Genomic DNA, 16,176 nt, shown 5'->3' with positions numbered 1-16,176 from the left:
CTCACCGCAGCGTCCAGCGCTGGGCCGGGTTGCCGTTGCACGGGGCCTGGGTGACGTCGTCACCGGCCGCGGTGCCGCCGCCGTGCACCTGCGCGCACTTGCCACTGTGCACGGCCACCAGCAGGATCGCGCCGCCGTCGACCGGCTGGAGACGCCACTGCTGGTTGACCTCGCCGTGGCAGCCGTACTGCAACAGCCGGGCGCCGTCGTCGCCGCTGCCCCCCTCGACGTCGAGGCACTGGTTGTACGCGGCGTTGGTCAGCGTCACCGTGTCCGGACCGTACCGGCTGACGATCCACCGCTGCTCCGGACCGCCGGTGCACACGGCCAACTCGGCGATCGCCCGCTCGCCGGCACCGTCCAGGCCGAGGCACAGGCCCGAGCCGACGCCGGCGAACACCTTCGGTCCGACGAGCGGGTCAGGGGCGGCGCTGGGGGTGGCCGACGGGGTCGGCTCTGGCGCCTGCGTGGTGGGCGGCGGCTGCTCCTCGGTCGGGCTCGGCTCGGTCGAGGGTGCGCTGCTCACGGCCATGTTCGCCGCCGGTGGCGGATCACCGTCGTCGAGGGCGCCGGTGGCGAACACCACCCCGGCCAGGATGCCGATCAGCCCGATCGCCAGCGCCGTGCCCAGCAGTGGGTCGCGAAGCAACCCGCCTCGGCGGGTGCCGTAGACGGTGCCCGGTCCATCGGTTTCCGACATGCCGGCATCCTGGTGCACGCGGGCCGGTTCGGGCCAGTCGCCCCCGGCCCGGGTGACTCAGTCGACGACCTGGACGTCCTTCCAGAAGGCGACCCGGTCGCGGACCATCTCCGCCTCCGGGAACGGCTCCGGGTAGTACCAGACCGCGTCGGCGCTGGTCCGGCCCGCGTGTTCGAGGGTGTAGTAGGAGGCGGTGCCCTTCCACGGGCAGACGGTGTGGGTGTCGGAGGCGCGGATCAGGTCCTCGCGGAGGGAGGCCCGGGGGAAGTAGTGGTTGCCCTCCACCACCACGGTGTCGTCGCTCTCGGCGATCACCAGATCGTTCCAAACGGCTTTCGGCATGACCCCACGCTATGCCCGCGGGAGGCCGGACGGTATCGCGGAGACGGAGTATCCGAAATGCCCCTCATGGACATCCCAGGACGGCGTCGGAGCGTACAGTGATCCCATGCACGCCGTCCGTGATCATGACCTGGCGGTGGCCCAGCTGCGGCGGTCGTACGAGGCGGTGCCTCCGGGCCAGCCGGTGCGGCTGGCCAAGCGCACGTCCAACCTGTTCCGCCCGCGCAACGCTCCCCGCACTCCCGGGCTGGACGTCAGCGGGCTCGACGGGGTGCTGGGTGTCGACCCGGTCGCCCGCACCGCCGAGGTGCAGGGCATGTGCACCTACGAACGGCTGGTCGACGCGACCCTCGCGCACGGGCTGATGCCGTTGGTGGTGCCGCAGCTGCGCACCATCACCCTCGGCGGGGCCGTCACCGGGCTGGGCATCGAGTCGACCTCGTTCCGCAACGGCCTGCCGCACGAGTCGGTCATCGAGCTGGACGTGCTGACCGGTGCCGGCGAGGTGATCAGCGCCCGGCGCGAGGGTGAGCACGCCGACCTGTTCGCGGCGTTCCCCAACTCGCTGGGCAGCCTCGGTTACGCCACCCGACTGCGCATCGAGCTGCAACCGGTGCGCCGTCACGTCGCGCTGCGCAACGTGCGGTTCACCGACCTGTCCGAGTTGACCGCCGCGATCGGCCAGATCACCGCCAGCCGCAGGTGGGACGGCGAGCCGGTCGACGCGTTGGACGGGGTGATGTTCAGCCCCGACGAGGCGTACCTGGTGCTGGGGAGCTTCACCGACGACGTGCCGGCGGTCTCCGACTACACCGGTCAGGACATCTACTACCGCTCGCTGCGCCGACGTCAGCGCGACGCCCTGACCACCTACGACTACCTGTGGCGGTGGGACACCGACTGGTTCTGGTGCTCGGCGGCGTTCGGGGTGCAGCATCCGGTGGTGCGGCGGCTGTGGCCGACGCGCTGGCGGCGCAGCGACGTCTACCACCGCATCGTGCGCCTGGAGCACCGGCACCAGGTAGCCGCCCGGATCGACCGCTGGCGCGGCCAGCCACCCCGGGAGCGGGTCGTGCAGGACGTGGAGATTCCGCTGGAGCGTACGGCGGAATTCCTGCACTGGTTCGCCGACCGGGTGCGGATGAGCCCGGTGTGGTTATGTCCGCTGCGACTGCGTGAGCCGACGGGCGCCGGATCGGCCCGGTCCTGGCCGCTGTATCCGCTACGGCCGGCCCAGGACTACGTCAACATCGGGTTCTGGGGAACTGTGCCGATCGCCGAGGGCGCCGCCGACGGCGACGTCAACCGTGAGATCGAGCGCGCGGTGTCGGAGGTGGGTGGGCACAAGTCGCTCTACTCCGACGCGTACTACGACCGGGATTCGTTCGACCGGCTCTACGGCGGCGACACGTGGCGTGCCGTGCGGGACCGGTACGACCCGGAGCATCGCCTCACCGGACTGTACGAAAAGGCGGTAGCACGAGCATGAGCGAGCGGAGTGAGCGAATCATCAGGCTCAGCGCGGATGTGCCTCATGGTGGCGCGGAGCGAAGCGGAGTGCCGGCATGAGCTTGACTGACCGAGATCGGGGAGCGGCCGGCGCTCCCGCTACGCCGCCCCCGGGGTCCGGGCGGCGTGGGCCGACCGTGGCGGACGTCATCCGGGCGGTGACCGCAGGCCCTCTGCCGGTACGGGTCACCGGCTACGACGGCAGCGCCATCGGGCCGGCCGACTCCGGCATCACCCTGGCGATCCGCACCGAGCGAGGGCTGTCGTACCTGCTCACCGCCCCGGGCGATCTGGGCATGGCGCGGGCGTACGTCAGCGGGGATCTGGCCCTGGAGGGTGTGCACCCGGGCGACCCGTACGAGGCGTTGCGGGTGTTCAAGGACGAGTTGCGGGTGCGCCCACCGGCGCTGGCCGAGGGGCTGGCGTTGGTGCGCGGGCTGGGCTGGGAGCGGCTGCTGCCGCCGCCGGCCCCGCCGCAGGAGGCGTTGCCCCGCTGGAAGCGGGTGGTGGGCGGGTTACGGCACTCGCGGACCCGCGACAGCAGCGCCATCTCGCACCACTACGACGTGTCGAACGCCTTCTACGAGAAGGTGCTCGGGCCGTCGATGACCTACACCTGCGCCGTCTACCGCAGTCCCGACGACACCCTGGAAGAGGCCCAGGCCAGCAAGTACGACCTGGTCGCCGGCAAGCTGGCGCTGCGTCCGGGGATGCGGCTGCTGGACGTGGGTTGCGGCTGGGGCGGCATGGTCCGGCACGCGGCCCGCGAGTACGGCGTGAAGGCGCTCGGGGTGACGCTGTCCCGGGCGCAGGCGCAGTGGGCGCAGGCGGCGATCGAGCGCGAAGGGCTGACCGGGTTGGCCGAGGTGCGCCACCTGGACTACCGGGACGCCCCGCACGAGCAGTTCGACGCGGTCTCCTCGATCGGCCTGACCGAGCACATCGGGGTGCGCAACTACCCGGCGTACTTTGGGTTCCTCGCCGACCGGCTGCGGCCCGAGGGTCGCCTGCTCAACCACTGCATCACCCGGGCGGACAACCGTGCGCCGCACCGCTCCGGGGCGTTCATCGACAGGTACGTCTTCCCTGACGGTGAGCTGGCCGGGCCGGGGCGGGTGATCAGCGAGATCCACGACGCCGGGCTGGAGGTGCACCACGAGGAGAACCTGCGCCAGCACTACGCGCTGACGCTGGCTGCCTGGTGCCGCAACCTGGTGGAGCACTGGGACTTCTGCGTCGGCGAGGTGGGCGCCGGCACGGCCCGGGTGTGGGGGCTCTACATGGCCGGTTCGCGGTTGGCGTTCGAACGCAACGGCATCCAACTGCACCAGGTGGTGGCGACCCGCAACGGCCCCGACGGGGTGAACGGCTATCCGCTGCGCCCGGACTGGCTGGCCTGACCTCCTCCGACCTCCTGACCCACTGACCTGCTGACCTGCTGATCGACGGAGGCCGCGCCGGAATTGCCCGGCGCGGCCTTCGTCGGATCGATTGACAAACAAGTTTTGTACGTACAAGCTGGTTTTTGCGATGAGAGACGTCCTGTACCTGGAGCACATCGAGCAGGCCGAGGTCCTGCTCAAGCCGCAGCGTGTCGAGGTGCTGCGGCAGTTGGCCGAGCCGCGCACCTGCACCGAGGTGGCCGCCCGACTGGAGCAGACGCCGCAGCGCGTCTACTACCACGTCAAGCAACTGGTCGCGGCCGGGCTGGTCGAGCAGGTCGACCAACGCAAGGTCCGAGGCATCACCGAGGGCATCTACCAGGCCGCCGCCCGGTCGTACTGGCTCTCGCCCCGGGTGGTGGGGCGGATCGGGCTGCGTCGCACCCGCGACGAGTTGAGCCTGGGCTACCTGCTGGACCTGATGGAGGAGGTCCAGGCCGACGTCGCCGCCCTCGACCGCAGCGCACCCGAACTGCCCTCGATCGGCGTCTCCGGCGAGATCCGGGTGCCGGCCGAGCGCCGGCAGGAATTCCTGCACGACCTCCAGTCCGCGTTACAGGAGTTGTTCACCCGCTACGGCGGCGCCGAAGGTGACGCCTTCAAGCTCGCCGTGGCCTGCTATCCAAAGGAGACCGACCGTGACTGAACCGATGACCATCGCCGTACGCCTCGCCGCACCGGTCGCGCGGGTGCACCAGGCCCTGACCGATCCGACCGAGCTGCGGATCTGGCTGGCCGAGCATGTTGAGGTCGACCTGCCGAAGCGGTACGAGTTCTGGGGCCGCTACACGCCCGAGGGCGACGCCCCACACCAGCGACTGCTGCACGTCGACGACGACGGGCTGAGCTTCACCTGGTTACTCGACGGAGAGGAGACCACCACCGAGATCACCCTGCGCCCAGACGGGCCGGACGCCACCGTGCTGCACCTGTCGCAGACCCACTTCGACTTCAACGACGTCATCAACGGCACCAGCATCCGGGGCGTGCTCCAGACCTACTGGGCGCTGGCCACCGCCAACCTGGGCGCCTACCTGGAAGGCAGCCCACTGCTGCCGAAGACGGACTTCACCAGCACCGACTTCCGCCTGGAAATGTTCATAAATGCCCCCGCCGACAAGGTCTGGGAGTCGCTTACCGACTCGGAGCAGGTCAGCGCCTGGTTCGGCTACCCGATCGGCATCGAGCCCTGGGTCGGCGGCCGGTACGCCATGGGTGGCCTCGATCAGGGCCACGCCGCCAAGATCGTTGACTTGGAGCCGGGTCGGCGGATGTCCGTCGACTGGGAGGCGCCCGGCGTGACGACCTGGGAACTGGCCGAGTCCGACGGGAAGACCAGGCTCACCTTCGTACAGAGCGGCTTCGACGAGCAGAACCCGCCGTACGCCGCCTGGGCCGGCTTCGTCTCCGGCTTCGCCGAACTACGCCGCTACCACGAGATCCCCAACTGGCAACCCATCTGGATCCCCACAAACTAACCCCACCCGAACCCACCCCACCCTCCCGCTGCCTTCCGCACCTCCCTCGCCCCGCCGAGCCCGCCCCGCGCCTTGCCCTGCCCCCGCACCTTCCTGCCCTGCCCCGCGCCGCCCTGCCCGCGCCGCCCCGCCCTGTGCCCGCGATCTTGCACTTTCGGTCGGGGAATAAGGGGTGAAAGGTGCGGATCGGCGACCACAAGTGCAAGATCGCGGGTGCGGGTGCGGGTGCGGGTGCGGGTGCGGGTGCAGGGCAGGGCAGGGCAGGGTGTTGGTGGGGGGGTGGGGGTGGGGGTGGGGGCTATGGTGGCGTGTCGTGACGAGTAGCGAGCAGCGGCTGGCGGAGATTCGGGGTGGGCTGCCGCCGCGGCGGCACAATGCGCGGACGATCGCGGCGTTGACCGGTAACCCGGGTTGCACCCGCCGAGCCGTCCTCGATGGTGCGGGGGTGGACAAGCCGTCGCTGGCCGAACGGGTCGGGTTTCCCGCCAGGTTCGGGCAGTCCCGATTCGCGATCACCCGGGGCAACACGTTCGAGGCGCAGGTGAAGGCGGACGGCGGTGCCGAACTGCTGCGCCTGGTGGCCGAGCGGCTGGGTGTCCCGGTGCCGGCGGCGGCGAGCTGGACCGACCTGGGTGACGGGGACGAGTTGGCCGGTCGGGTGGAACGCTCGGCCGCGCTGCTCACCGCCGCAGTCACGCCCCGCGAGCCGGCCGACCCCGACCACGCGGCTGACCACCGCCCTGCGGCGAGCCTCGACCACGAGCTGGAGCCGGACCAGGCGGCGGACCCACGCCAAGCAGCGAGCCCTGACCACGCGGAAAGCCTTGACCACGCAGGGAGTCCTGGCCAGGTGGATCGGGGGGCGGCGTTGTTCGATCATCCGCTGCTCGGGCTGGAGGTCGCCGGGCGGCGGGTGCATCTGGAACCGGATCTGGTGGCTGCGCGGTTGGGTGGCCGGTTCCACGTGGTCGAGATCAAGTCGTTTCCGGTGGTCGACGGGCAGGCCGACGCGGCCAAGCTGGCCGCCGCGGCGGTCCAGTCGGCGGTGTACGTGTTGGCGCTGCGGGATCTGCTCGTCACGCGAGGACTCGATCCGGGTCTGGTGTCGCACGAGGTGGTGCTGATCTGCCCGCGCGATTTCACCAACCAGCCGGTGGCTCACCTGCTGGACGTACGCAAGCAGTTGTTGGTGGTGCGCCGGCAACTGGACCGGATGGCGCAGCTCGACGAGTTGCTGGCCGGCGTACCTGCCGATTTCACCGCCGATCCGGCCGGGGACCCGGCGACGTTGGTGACGTCCCTGTCGCAGGTGCCGGCCCGCTACGCCCCGGACTGTCTGGCCAGCTGCGAGTTGGCGTACTTCTGTCGGCAGGAGGCGCGCGGGCACACGGCCGCGCTGGGTCGCCCGGTCCGTGAGGCGCTGGGCGGGATCGACAGCGTGGCCGAGGTGCTGGCGCTCGCCGCCGGTGAGCCGGTCGCCGATCCGCAGCGGGCCGAGGCCGCGGCGTTGTTGCGTACCGCTGCCCGGCTGCGCGCCGACGCCCTCAGCGGGGCGGCGTGAGTACGCTGCGGGCGCTGGCAGCAGCGCAGGCGATGGCCGCCGGGGTGGCCCAACCGGTGGCCACCGTCCGGCACCTGCACCTGTCCCGGCGGCCGTTGGTGCTGGTGCCGTTGGCCATGGCGGGTGAGGCGAACGCGCCGTTGGCGGCGATGGTCGGCGCGGCACCGGGCGAGGCGCGGCTGCTGATCGTGCCGCAGCCACGTAACCGGGACCAGCGGTTCGCGTTCGTCGCCGAACTGGCGGAAACTGTGCTGCCCTATGTGGACGCGCATCGGGGGGCCAATGAGGCGGTGCCGGTCGACCGGGGGCGGGACGTGCGGTATCGCTACCTCGATGCACCGCAGCTGCTGGTGCCGAATCCGGCCGGGGTGACGTTCCTGCGCATGTTGGGCCGGGCCACCCGGTTCCGGCGGGTCGACGGCGATCATCCGGTGCCGCCGCAGGTGCCGTTGCTGGGCCGGTGGCTGACGTTCTTCGCCGAGCGGGCCGAGCATCCGGGCTCGTCGGCGTTGGTGGCGATGACGCAGGCGTTGAGTCTGCACTGGGCGACCGGGCAGAGCGCGGTGGAGGATCTGCATCTGCCGGCACTGCTCGGCTGGATCGCCCCGCCGACCGGGCGCAGCGGCGCCGAGGCGGCGGCCTGGGCCGAGGATCCGGCGAGGTGCCCGCCCGCCGGCCCGGCGACCGATCCGGGCTTCGACAACGAGCGGCTGGCCCCGGCGATCGAGGCGTACGCTGCCGCAGAGGCGGACGAGGTGGCCCGGGGTGAGGCGTACGCGGAGCTGGAGAAGTTGCTGCGCGATCAGCTGACGCCCACCTGGGAGCTGATGTGGCGCGGGGTGGGGTTGTTGCGGGCGCTGCCGCCCGGCGCCCGGGTGGCGGCCCGCTGGGACGGTGACCGGGACGCCTTCACCGCGTACGCCGATCATGTCGACGCCGACGGTGCGCCCCAGCCGCGCCGCGACGGTGCGGTGGCCGCCGCCGCCCGGCTGCATCGGCTGGAGCGGGCCGCGGACCTGTACGCGGTGCAACGCGCCTACGACGATCCGCTGGTGATGGCCGAGTACCGGCTGACCGGCGAGGCGTTCGTCGGTGAGGTGGTGTTGGTCGATGCGGCACGCATCGACGACAGTGGCCGGCGGCCGGTGCTGCGTCCACGGATCCAGCTGGTGACCACCGACCCGGTGCTGGTGCCGGTCGGCGCGGTGCTGTCCACTCCGGCCCGGCCGGCGCAGAAGGCGCGGGTGGTCTTCGTGACTCGGGTGGCCGACGGTAAGACCGAGGTGGTGGTGGAGCTTTCCGGGGGGATGGGCCGAGGAATGACCGCCGCACCGGGCAGCGTGCCCGAGGTGGGGGAGCGGCTGTGCTACACCACGCTCAGTGAGGCGTACGTGCCGGCGGGAAGCTTCCCCACGGTGGAGGAAACCCCGTGGACCCACGGCGGCCCGCCCGCCGCCGGCGCGTCCGTCGACCCGGTGCCGACTGGCGAAGGTGCGGCACCGGTGCCCGACGAGGAGTGGGCGTAGACACTGGGTCGCGTGATCGTCGCGCAGGGTGTCCTGTGTGGCCCTGGTGGTGCCGGCCGACTGCTGCTGATGGACGTGGATGGCGTGGTCGGGTCGTCGGGTTGCGGACTCCGTCCGGCTGGATCTGGCGGTGCGGTCGATCGCGTGGCTAGTCTTTCCGGGTTTGCCGGGACCGGTTTTCGCCGTCGAGGGTGCGCGAACGAGAGAAAGCCAGAGCGATCGCTGTGTCGCGAAAGGACATCGAACAGGCCACCGTGCGGCCGGCCGGGCAAACCCGGGTCGGCCCGGCAGGTGTGTACGCCGCCGGCGCGGTCGTGGCCGTCGAGACCGTCTGGTTGGCCCTCGAACTGCCGCAGACGGCTCTGGTCAGCGACCTCGGCGCGATCACCGTGGCCTGCTGGGCGGCGCTGGTCTGCGTGGGTGCCGCCCGCCGGCACCCCCGACCGCTGCGCCGGTTCTGGCTCCTGCTCGCCACCACCATGCTGCTCTCCCTCGCCGGCCGGGCGATGTGGACGTCGCAGCGGCTCGTCGAGCACGAACTGCCGCACACCCTGCCGATCGGGCTGATCTTCACGGCCAGCCTGCTCACCGGGACCGGCGCGTTGCTGTGCGCGCTGACCGCGCCCCGCACCTCGCTGGGACGCGCCCGGGCCCTGCTCGACGGGGTGATCGTCGCGCTGGCGTTGATGCCGATCGGCTGGCTGCTGCTGTTCCGTAACGTCGCGCTGACGGACCTGAACGAGCCGCTGCGCTACGCCGGCCTGCTCTACCCGCTGTTCGACCTGATGCAGCTGACCGTCCTGGTCGTGGTGATCGGGCCGGGTCGGCCGGTGTGGCGTCCGCTGACGTTGCTCGGAGCGAGCCTGACCATTCGTGCGGTGGCCGACTCGATGTACGTGTCGCTGACGGCTGCCGGCACCTACCAGACCGGCACCCTGATCGACGTGCTGTGGCCGCTGAGCTACCTGCTGATCGGCGTGGCGACCCGGCTCGCTCCACCGCAGCACTGTCAGCGCGGCGACGACGACGGTGAGGTGCCGCTGCCGCCGTGGTGGCGGGTGGCGCTGCCGTACCTGCCGGTGGGCGGGGTGATCGCGGCGGCGCTGGTGGCCCGGGAGCCCTCCGGCCACAGCCCGCTGCCGGTCTTCCTGGCGTTGCTGGGCTTGCTGGCGGCGCTGGCGTTGCGGCAGATCCTGGCGGCCAACGAGAACCTGCGCCTGGTGGCGCGGCTGCGGCAACTCGCCTACGTCGACCAGCTCACCGGGCTGCCCAACCGGCTGGCGTTCACCCGCAGGCTGCGCAGCGCCCTGGGCGGGGCACAGCCGGTCGCCGTCCTGCTGCTCGACCTGGACGGCTTCAAGCAGGTCAACGACCGGTTCGGGCACAGCACCGGTGACACCCTGCTGACCGGCCTGTCGCGTCGGATGCGGCGCGCGGTCGCCGACGACGGCATGATCGCCCGGATCGGTGGCGACGAGTTCGCCGTGCTGGTCACCGGTCGCACCGCCGCGCCGGAGCGGCTGGCGGAACGGCTGCTGGCGTCGCTGCACCCGTCGGCCGGCGAGGAGGTCGTCGGCGTCCACCCGTCGGCGAGCATCGGCATCGCCGAGTACGGACCGCAGCACATCACCTACACGGATCTGCTGCGCGACGCCGACATCGCGATGTACGCGGCCAAGGCGGCCGGCAAGTCGGCGTACCGGCGCTGCACGCCGGCCCTGCGGGAGTCCGCGGTCAGCCGGGCGGAGCTGATCGCCGACCTGCGGCGGGCGGTCGACGAGCAGCAGCTGCACCTGGAGTTCCAGCCGATCGTGGACCTGTCCACCGGCACGGTACGCAGTGCCGAGGCGCTGGTGCGGTGGCGGCATCCCCGGCTGGGCATGCTCAGCCCGGCGCGCTTCCTGCCGCTGGCCGAGGAGACCGGGCTGATCCTGTCGATCGACCGGTGGGTGATCCACGAGGCGTGTCGGGCGGCGGCCACCTGGCAGACCCAGGTCCCGTCGGCCACGGTCGCGGTGAACATCGCGGCGGCGCACCTGCGCCGGCCGGATCTGATCGCCACGGTCACCGAGGCCACCGCCGGGGCCGGACTGGCGCCGCGGGCGCTGACCCTGGAGCTCACCGAGTCGGCGTTGATCGAGGGCAGCGACGCGGTGCTCGACCGGCTGGGTCAACTCCGCGAGCTGGGCATCCGGATCGCCATCGACGACTTCGGCACCGGCTATTCCTCGCTGAGTTATCTGCACCGGATCCCGGCCACCGAGTTGAAGATCGACAGGTCGTTCGTGGCCCGGCTCTCCGAGGACACCCGGGCGTACGCGACGGTGGAGATGGTGACCCGGCTGGCCGGGGCGTACGGCCTGGGGGTGGTGGCCGAGGGGGTGGAGACCGAGCGGCAGCACGACGCGGTCGCCGCGATCGGCTGTGTGCAGGGGCAGGGCTACCGGTACGGGCGGCCCGCCGCCCTCGACGAGTTGCGTACCGTGCTGGCCGGCTCCGCGCCCGCGAAGGTGTCCGATGTCGCAGAATCGGGCTTGACCCTCACGTAACGGCAGGCGGGACCGTGGTTCTCAGGAAGGGAGGGAACCATGGCGTACACCGTCGGCCAGGTGGCCAGGCTCGCCGGGGTGACCGTGCGGGCGCTGCACCACTACGACCAGATCGGGCTGCTGTCGCCCAGCGGGCGCACCGGCGCCGGCTACCGCCGCTACAGCGACGCGGACCTGGAGCGGCTGCAACTGGTCCGGTACTACCGCGAGCTGGGGTTCCCGCTGGAGCAGATCGCCGAGATCCTCGACGACCCGGCCGGTGACCGGGACGCGCATCTGCGCCGTCAGCACGAACTGCTCACGGTACGGATCAAGCGGTTGCAGGAGATGGTCACGGCGATCGAGTTTGCGATGGAGGCGAACAAGTTGAACATCCCACTCACCCCGCAGGAGCGCTTCGAGGTGTTCGGCGACTTCGAGCCCGAGGCGTACGCCGAGGAGGCGGAGCAGCGCTGGGGCGGCACCGACGCGTACCGGGAGTCGAATCGGCGGGCATCGAGCTACTCGAAGGACGACTGGCTGCGGATCAAGGGCGAGACCGAGGAATGGGGGCGGCGGATCGTCGCACTGATGGCCTCAGGTGCCCCGGCGGACGGGCCGGCGGCGATGGAGTTGGCCGAGGAACACCGGCAGCACATCAGCCGGTGGTTCTACGAGTGCTCGTACGAGGTCCACACCGGGCTGGCCGACATGTACCTGGCCGACGAGCGGTTCCTGGCCCACTACGAGGCGATGGCGCCGGGGCTGGGCCAGTACCTGCACGAGGCGATCCACGCCAACGCGATCACCCGGGCGTGACCGGAGCCGCGCGTCGGTGGTTCGACGGGCGGGAACTGTCGGTGCGGGGGAGTATGACTGACGGGGTCATGTCCTGATCTGCGGAGGTCATTCGTGTTGATAGTCGCCGGCACGCTCTATGTGGACCCGGCCGAACGGGACGACTACCTGGCCACCTGTGCCGAGATCGTCCGGCAGGCCAGGTCGGCGCCCGGCTGTGTGGACTTCGCCATCAGCGCCGACCTGGTCGAGCCGGGCCGGATCAACGTCTACGAGCGGTGGGAGTCCGACGAGCAGCTGTTGGACTTCCGCGGTTCCGGCCCCGAGCCGGAACAGCAGGTGGCTCTGGTCGGCGCCGAGGTGCACAAGTTCCGGATCAGCGCGGTCGAGTCCCCCTGACCCCGCCCCGGCGGTCCAGCGCCGGTCGCGGCCGACCCACCCGACGCCTGCCGTACGACGAGGTTACGGCGGGCGTCGGGCCAGTCGGGCCAGGAACGCGGCCACCGCCGCTGGTTCCCCGGCCAGTTCGCCGGGGCGGGCCGGCCCGCGCAGCGCACGCAGCGTGGCGGCGAGCCGTCCGACCCGGCTGAGGGCGACCGGGTCGCCGTCGAGGAGCAGGTCGGCGGTGTCCCGATCGATCTGGCGGGTCGGGCTGCTCATCTCGTGGCGCCGTTCGTCATCATCCCGTCAGCCTCGATGTCGTTCCTGTCAACTCGTCCGATTGATTGGCGTCAGCGCTGCTGGATGCGTCACACCTGACAGTGGCTGAGCGCTCCGGTGAGGTGGTGTCGGCACGCGGGACGGGCGCAGCAAAACCACCAACTCGTCCTTATTGGTCCACCGATCGGGTAGTTCGCCCGGTGTCGGCCGTGTCCATCGTGCCGCCTTGTGCCGTTAATCACTGTGACACCCCTCTGAATGGCCTGCGGTTGGTGGCATGCGCGGCGAAGGAGTCGGCGTGGCGAGGACTGATTCGACGGGTTCGACATGGCGGTACCGGTGGGCGCGCCGGCAGAACGAGCGCCGGCTGCGGCTGTTCCGCAGCGCCGAGGGGGCCTGGCGGCGACGCGACGACGAACTGCGCCGACTGCGTACGCTCGCCGAGCAGTGCCACGGCTCCGCCGCGGCCGGCGAGGGTCTGCTGCTCGAACTGGGCCCCGACGAGATCGTGCTCCGGGTGGTGCCGGCGGCCCAGTTGGTGGAGGTACGGCACACCGCCGTGCTGCCCGCCCCCGAGTTGACCGTCGGCGTGGAGCACGGCCGGCTGCACCGTCGCCTGCCCGACGGCGTACGGGTCACCGACGCCGGCATGGCGGTGATCACCAACCGGCGGCTCGTGCTGCTCGGTGGACGCGGCCGACGGGACTGGGCGTACGGGCGGATCAGCGGCCTGGCCCACGACCCGCGGGCGTCCGTCTCCCTGATCCAGGTGCTCGACCGGCGGCGTACCTCCGGGGTGCTGGTGCCCGCCGACGCGGCGGCCGAGTTCCGGTTCCTGCTCACCCTGGCCTTCGCCGACGCCATCGAGCAGCGTGACGCGGTCATCGCCCAACTCGACGAGCTGATCGCCGAGCACACCAAGGCGCGCCCGTCCCGGCCCGGTATCGCCACGCCGGCACAGGCCCGGCTGGTGGCGCTGCTGCCCGGCGGCCGGCGGACCGCGGTGGTCGCGGCTGCCCTGGCCGTACTGGTGCCGTTGGCGTTGGCGAACTCCGGGCCGTCGGATCCGACCGGCCGGGAGACGGCGGTCGCCGCCACCCCGGCACCGGTCGCCGCCACCGTCGCGCCCAAGACACCCCGGGCCACCGGCTCCCCGAAGGCACTGCGGGGCACCGGCCCGAAGACACCCCGCGCCAGCGGCTCGCCGACGGCGGATCGGAGCAGCCCGCAGCGACGGTGCGGTGCCCCGGCCAACCCGATGGGGTACGACTTCTGCTCCGGTGAGCGGATCCGTGAACCCGACCCGCAGGTGTGCGAGCACTTCGACTGTGTGCCGGGGTTCTGGGAGGGCCGCGGCTACTTGGTGCAGTGTGCGAACGGCAAGATCAGCCTGGCCGGTGGCAGCCCGCGGGCGTGCGGACTGCACGGCGGCGTACGCCGCACCGTGTGGCACTGACCCCGTGACGCGACGCCGGGCGTCGACAGGCGGCGGGTGGTTGCCCGGGGCGGACCGGTTTGGTCTGATGCGCCCATGGGAGTTGCCGAGGTCAACCGCACCATCGACGCGGTGTGGCGGATCGAGTCGGGACGGGTGATCGCCGCCCTGGCAGGGCTGGTACGCGACGTCTCCTGGGCCGAGGAACTGGCCCAGGACGCGCTGGTCGCCGCACTGGAGCAGTGGCCGCGTGACGGCGTACCGACAAATCCGGGGGCGTGGCTGACCGCGGTGGGCAAGCGGCGGGCCATCGACGGCCTGCGCCACCGGCAGGTACGCGACCGCAAGGTCGCCGAACTCGGCCGTGACCTCGGCGCGGAGGCGTTCACCCCGGATTTCGACGCGGCCTTCGAGGACACCATCGACGACGACCTGCTCCGGTTGATCTTCACTGCCTGCCATCCGGTGCTGACCCCGCAGGCCCGCGCCGCGCTGACCCTGCGAATGGTCGGCGGCCTGAAGACCGAGGAGATCGCCCGGGCGTTCCTGGTGCCGGAATCCACCATGGCGCAGCGGATCACCCGGGCGAAGAAGACGCTCGCCGAGGCCGGGGTGCCGTTCGAGGTGCCCGGTGCGGCCGAACGCCCGCAGCGGCTGGCCAGCGTCCTGGAGGTCACCTACCTCATCTTCAACGAGGGGTACGCGGCGACCGCCGGGCAGGACTGGATGCGCCCGGCGCTCTGCGAGGACGCGCTGCGTCTGGCCCGGATGCTCCAGACCCTGATGCCGGACGAAGCCGAGGTGCACGGGTTGGCCGCGCTGCTGGAGATCCAGGCGTCCCGGACCGCGGCGCGCACCGACGCGGCCGGGGAACCGGTACTGCTGTTGGAGCAGGATCGGCGGCGCTGGGACCACCTGCTCATCCGTCGAGGGTTGGCGGCGCTGGAGCGGGCCCGGACCAGCAGTGAGCAGGCCGGTCCGTACACCCTCCAGGCGGAGATCGCGGCCTGTCACGCGCGGGCGCGTACCGCCGAGGAGACGGACTGGGCGCGGATCGCGGCCAGCTACACCGAGCTGGCACGGGTCGCGCCGTCGCCGGTGGTGGAGCTGAACCGGGCGGTGGCGGTCTCCTTCGCCGACGGGCCGGCCGCCGGCCTGGCGGTGGCCCGTCCGCTCGCCGACGAACCGGCGTTGGCCCGCTACCACCTGCTGCCCGCAGTGCTCGGTGACCTGCTGGCCAAGCTCGGCCGCTACGACGAGGCCGCCGCCGAATTCACCCGCGCGGCCGAACTCACCGGCAACGCCCGGGAACAGGCGCTGCTGCGCGACCGGGCCGCCGACTGCGCCGCCGGGGTGCCGCCGAGGCGCTGAGGCGCTGAGAAATCCATCTGGAAAAAATTCCGCCGCGATGTCGAATCCCCGTCGGGTCGCCCGACGCGTCAGTGACAGCCGGTCTGACCACCGGCCCGGCACACCGGCGACCGGCCGGCAGGACGAGGAGGCGAACATGGCGACCGCGACGATGGCACGGCCCGAGGTGGCGGGCACCGGCAAGCAGCGTACGACGGGGGTGTTGCTGGCCGGCGGTGTCGCCGCGGGGCCGGTGTTCGCGGTGTCGGTCACCGCGCAGGTGCTGACCCGTGACGGGTTCGACCTGAGCCGGCAGCCACTGAGCCTGCTCGCGCTCGGCGAGCACGGGTGGATCCAGATCGCCACGTTCGTGGTGAGCGGACTGCTGGCGTTCGCCGGCGCGGCCGGGATGCGTCGGGTGCTGCCGCCCGGCCGACCCGGCGGTGTCTGGGTGCCTCGGCTGGTGGCCGTCTTCGGCCTCGGGTTGATCATCGGCGGCGTGCTGGTGGCCGACCCGAGCATGGGATGGCCGGCGGGTGCGCCGCAGGGACCGGCGGAGACGATGAGCTGGCATGCCGTCGGTCACGGGGTCGGTGCGATGCTCGCGTTCTGCTCACTCACCGTGGCCTGCCTGGTCTTCGCCCGCCGGGAGGCCCGCCTGGGTCGGCCCGGTGTCGCCGTGCTCTCGGTGGCCGGTGCCGCCGTGGTGGTGCTCGTGATGGCCTGGCCGCACCAGGACAGCATCAGCGTACGGATGGCGCTGGGCTCCGCTGTTCTCTTCGGCTGGCTCTCGGTCGTCTGCGCCCGTCTGCTGGCTGTCACGTCCCGCTGATTTCGTCACACAACA

15 protein-coding genes are annotated in these 16,176 nt (G+C 71.7%); 12 read left to right on the top strand and 3 right to left on the bottom strand.

The genetic code is table 11. The features are described 5' to 3' along the window. Position 1: 1 nt before the first annotated feature. Complete coding sequence (locus tag JMF97_RS03455) at positions 2–700, bottom strand: RICIN domain-containing protein (protein ID WP_203220169.1); 699 nt, start codon at positions 698–700, stop codon at positions 2–4. Between the two features lie 57 nt (positions 701–757). Further along, positions 758–1,042, bottom strand: coding sequence for a DUF427 domain-containing protein (locus tag JMF97_RS03450; RefSeq protein ID WP_203220168.1), 285 nt, complete (start codon positions 1,040–1,042; stop codon positions 758–760). Positions 1,043–1,148: 106 nt separating this feature from the next. On the opposite strand from JMF97_RS03450, the gene JMF97_RS03445 reads away from it, so the two are divergent. From JMF97_RS03445 to JMF97_RS03405, 9 genes are all read left to right on the top strand, one after another. Then, on the top strand, positions 1,149–2,531 hold the full coding sequence (locus JMF97_RS03445; protein WP_203220167.1) for an FAD-binding oxidoreductase: 1,383 nt from the start codon (positions 1,149–1,151) through the stop codon (positions 2,529–2,531). Between the two features lie 76 nt (positions 2,532–2,607). Beyond that, on the top strand, positions 2,608–3,951 hold the full coding sequence (locus JMF97_RS03440) for a class I SAM-dependent methyltransferase (protein WP_203220166.1): 1,344 nt from the start codon (positions 2,608–2,610) through the stop codon (positions 3,949–3,951). Between the two features lie 130 nt (positions 3,952–4,081). Beyond that, positions 4,082–4,639, top strand: coding sequence for a winged helix-turn-helix domain-containing protein (locus tag JMF97_RS03435; RefSeq protein ID WP_203220165.1), 558 nt, complete (start codon positions 4,082–4,084; stop codon positions 4,637–4,639). Further along, on the top strand, positions 4,632–5,471 hold the full coding sequence (locus JMF97_RS03430; RefSeq protein WP_203220164.1) for an SRPBCC domain-containing protein: 840 nt from the start codon (positions 4,632–4,634) through the stop codon (positions 5,469–5,471). The genes JMF97_RS03435 and JMF97_RS03430 overlap by 8 nt, the downstream gene beginning before the upstream one ends. A 313-nt stretch (positions 5,472–5,784) precedes the next feature. Beyond that, positions 5,785–7,032 (top strand): hypothetical protein, encoded by a 1,248-nt coding sequence (locus tag JMF97_RS03425; RefSeq protein ID WP_203220163.1) that lies wholly within the window; start codon positions 5,785–5,787, stop codon positions 7,030–7,032. Beyond that, entirely contained in the window at positions 7,029–8,558 is a 1,530-nt protein-coding gene (locus JMF97_RS03420; protein ID WP_203220162.1) for a hypothetical protein, read from the top strand. The genes JMF97_RS03425 and JMF97_RS03420 overlap by 4 nt, the downstream gene beginning before the upstream one ends. Before the next feature lie 224 nt (positions 8,559–8,782). After that, entirely contained in the window at positions 8,783–11,107 is a 2,325-nt protein-coding gene (locus JMF97_RS03415; RefSeq protein ID WP_203220161.1) for a putative bifunctional diguanylate cyclase/phosphodiesterase, read from the top strand. A 39-nt stretch (positions 11,108–11,146) separates the two neighbouring features. Further along, positions 11,147–11,905: a MerR family transcriptional regulator gene (locus tag JMF97_RS03410; RefSeq protein ID WP_203220160.1), complete on the top strand. Its 759-nt coding sequence runs from the start codon at positions 11,147–11,149 to the stop codon at positions 11,903–11,905. 93 nt (positions 11,906–11,998) lie between these two features. Beyond that, entirely contained in the window at positions 11,999–12,283 is a 285-nt protein-coding gene (locus JMF97_RS03405) for a putative quinol monooxygenase (protein ID WP_043719777.1), read from the top strand. 63 nt (positions 12,284–12,346) lie between these two features. Here JMF97_RS03405 and JMF97_RS03400 read toward each other — a convergent pair whose 3' ends face one another. Further along, entirely contained in the window at positions 12,347–12,544 is a 198-nt protein-coding gene (locus tag JMF97_RS03400; protein ID WP_013731775.1) for a hypothetical protein, read from the bottom strand. 298 nt (positions 12,545–12,842) lie between these two features. Between JMF97_RS03400 and JMF97_RS03395 the strand changes: the two genes are divergently transcribed. The 3 genes from JMF97_RS03395 (at position 12,843) to JMF97_RS03385 (ending at position 16,161) form a co-directional block, all read left to right on the top strand. After that, on the top strand, positions 12,843–14,000 hold the full coding sequence (locus JMF97_RS03395) for a hypothetical protein (RefSeq protein WP_203220159.1): 1,158 nt from the start codon (positions 12,843–12,845) through the stop codon (positions 13,998–14,000). Between the two features lie 75 nt (positions 14,001–14,075). Beyond that, a complete protein-coding gene (locus tag JMF97_RS03390) occupies positions 14,076–15,350 on the top strand; it encodes an RNA polymerase sigma factor (protein WP_203220158.1) in 1,275 nt (424 codons plus the stop codon). 136 nt (positions 15,351–15,486) lie between these two features. Next, on the top strand, positions 15,487–16,161 hold the full coding sequence (locus JMF97_RS03385; RefSeq protein ID WP_238358519.1) for a DUF998 domain-containing protein: 675 nt from the start codon (positions 15,487–15,489) through the stop codon (positions 16,159–16,161). The last annotated feature ends 15 nt before the right edge of the window (positions 16,162–16,176 follow it).

The organism is Micromonospora fiedleri (genome assembly GCF_016774385.1).
Classification (GTDB): Bacteria; Actinomycetota; Actinomycetes; order Mycobacteriales; family Micromonosporaceae; genus Micromonospora; species Micromonospora gifhornensis.
This window is presented reverse-complemented; position numbering and strand designations above follow the sequence as displayed.

What these genes read in the sequence shown, in the direction of transcription:
- JMF97_RS03445 (WP_203220167.1), top strand. Translation starts at nt 1,149, where the DNA reads ATGCACGCCGTCCGTGATCATGACCTGGCGGTGGCCCAGCTGCGGCGG.
- JMF97_RS03440 (WP_203220166.1), top strand. Translation starts at nt 2,608, where the DNA reads ATGAGCTTGACTGACCGAGATCGGGGAGCGGCCGGCGCTCCCGCTACG.
- JMF97_RS03390 (WP_203220158.1), top strand. Translation starts at nt 14,076, where the DNA reads ATGGGAGTTGCCGAGGTCAACCGCACCATCGACGCGGTGTGGCGGATC.
- JMF97_RS03455 (WP_203220169.1), bottom strand. Translation starts at nt 700, where the DNA reads ATGTCGGAAACCGATGGACCGGGCACCGTCTACGGCACCCGCCGAGGC.
- JMF97_RS03410 (WP_203220160.1), top strand. Translation starts at nt 11,147, where the DNA reads ATGGCGTACACCGTCGGCCAGGTGGCCAGGCTCGCCGGGGTGACCGTG.
- JMF97_RS03400 (WP_013731775.1), bottom strand. Translation starts at nt 12,544, where the DNA reads ATGAGCAGCCCGACCCGCCAGATCGATCGGGACACCGCCGACCTGCTC.
- JMF97_RS03385 (WP_238358519.1), top strand. Translation starts at nt 15,487, where the DNA reads ATGGCGACCGCGACGATGGCACGGCCCGAGGTGGCGGGCACCGGCAAG.
- JMF97_RS03435 (WP_203220165.1), top strand. Translation starts at nt 4,082, where the DNA reads ATGAGAGACGTCCTGTACCTGGAGCACATCGAGCAGGCCGAGGTCCTG.
- JMF97_RS03450 (WP_203220168.1), bottom strand. Translation starts at nt 1,042, where the DNA reads ATGCCGAAAGCCGTTTGGAACGATCTGGTGATCGCCGAGAGCGACGAC.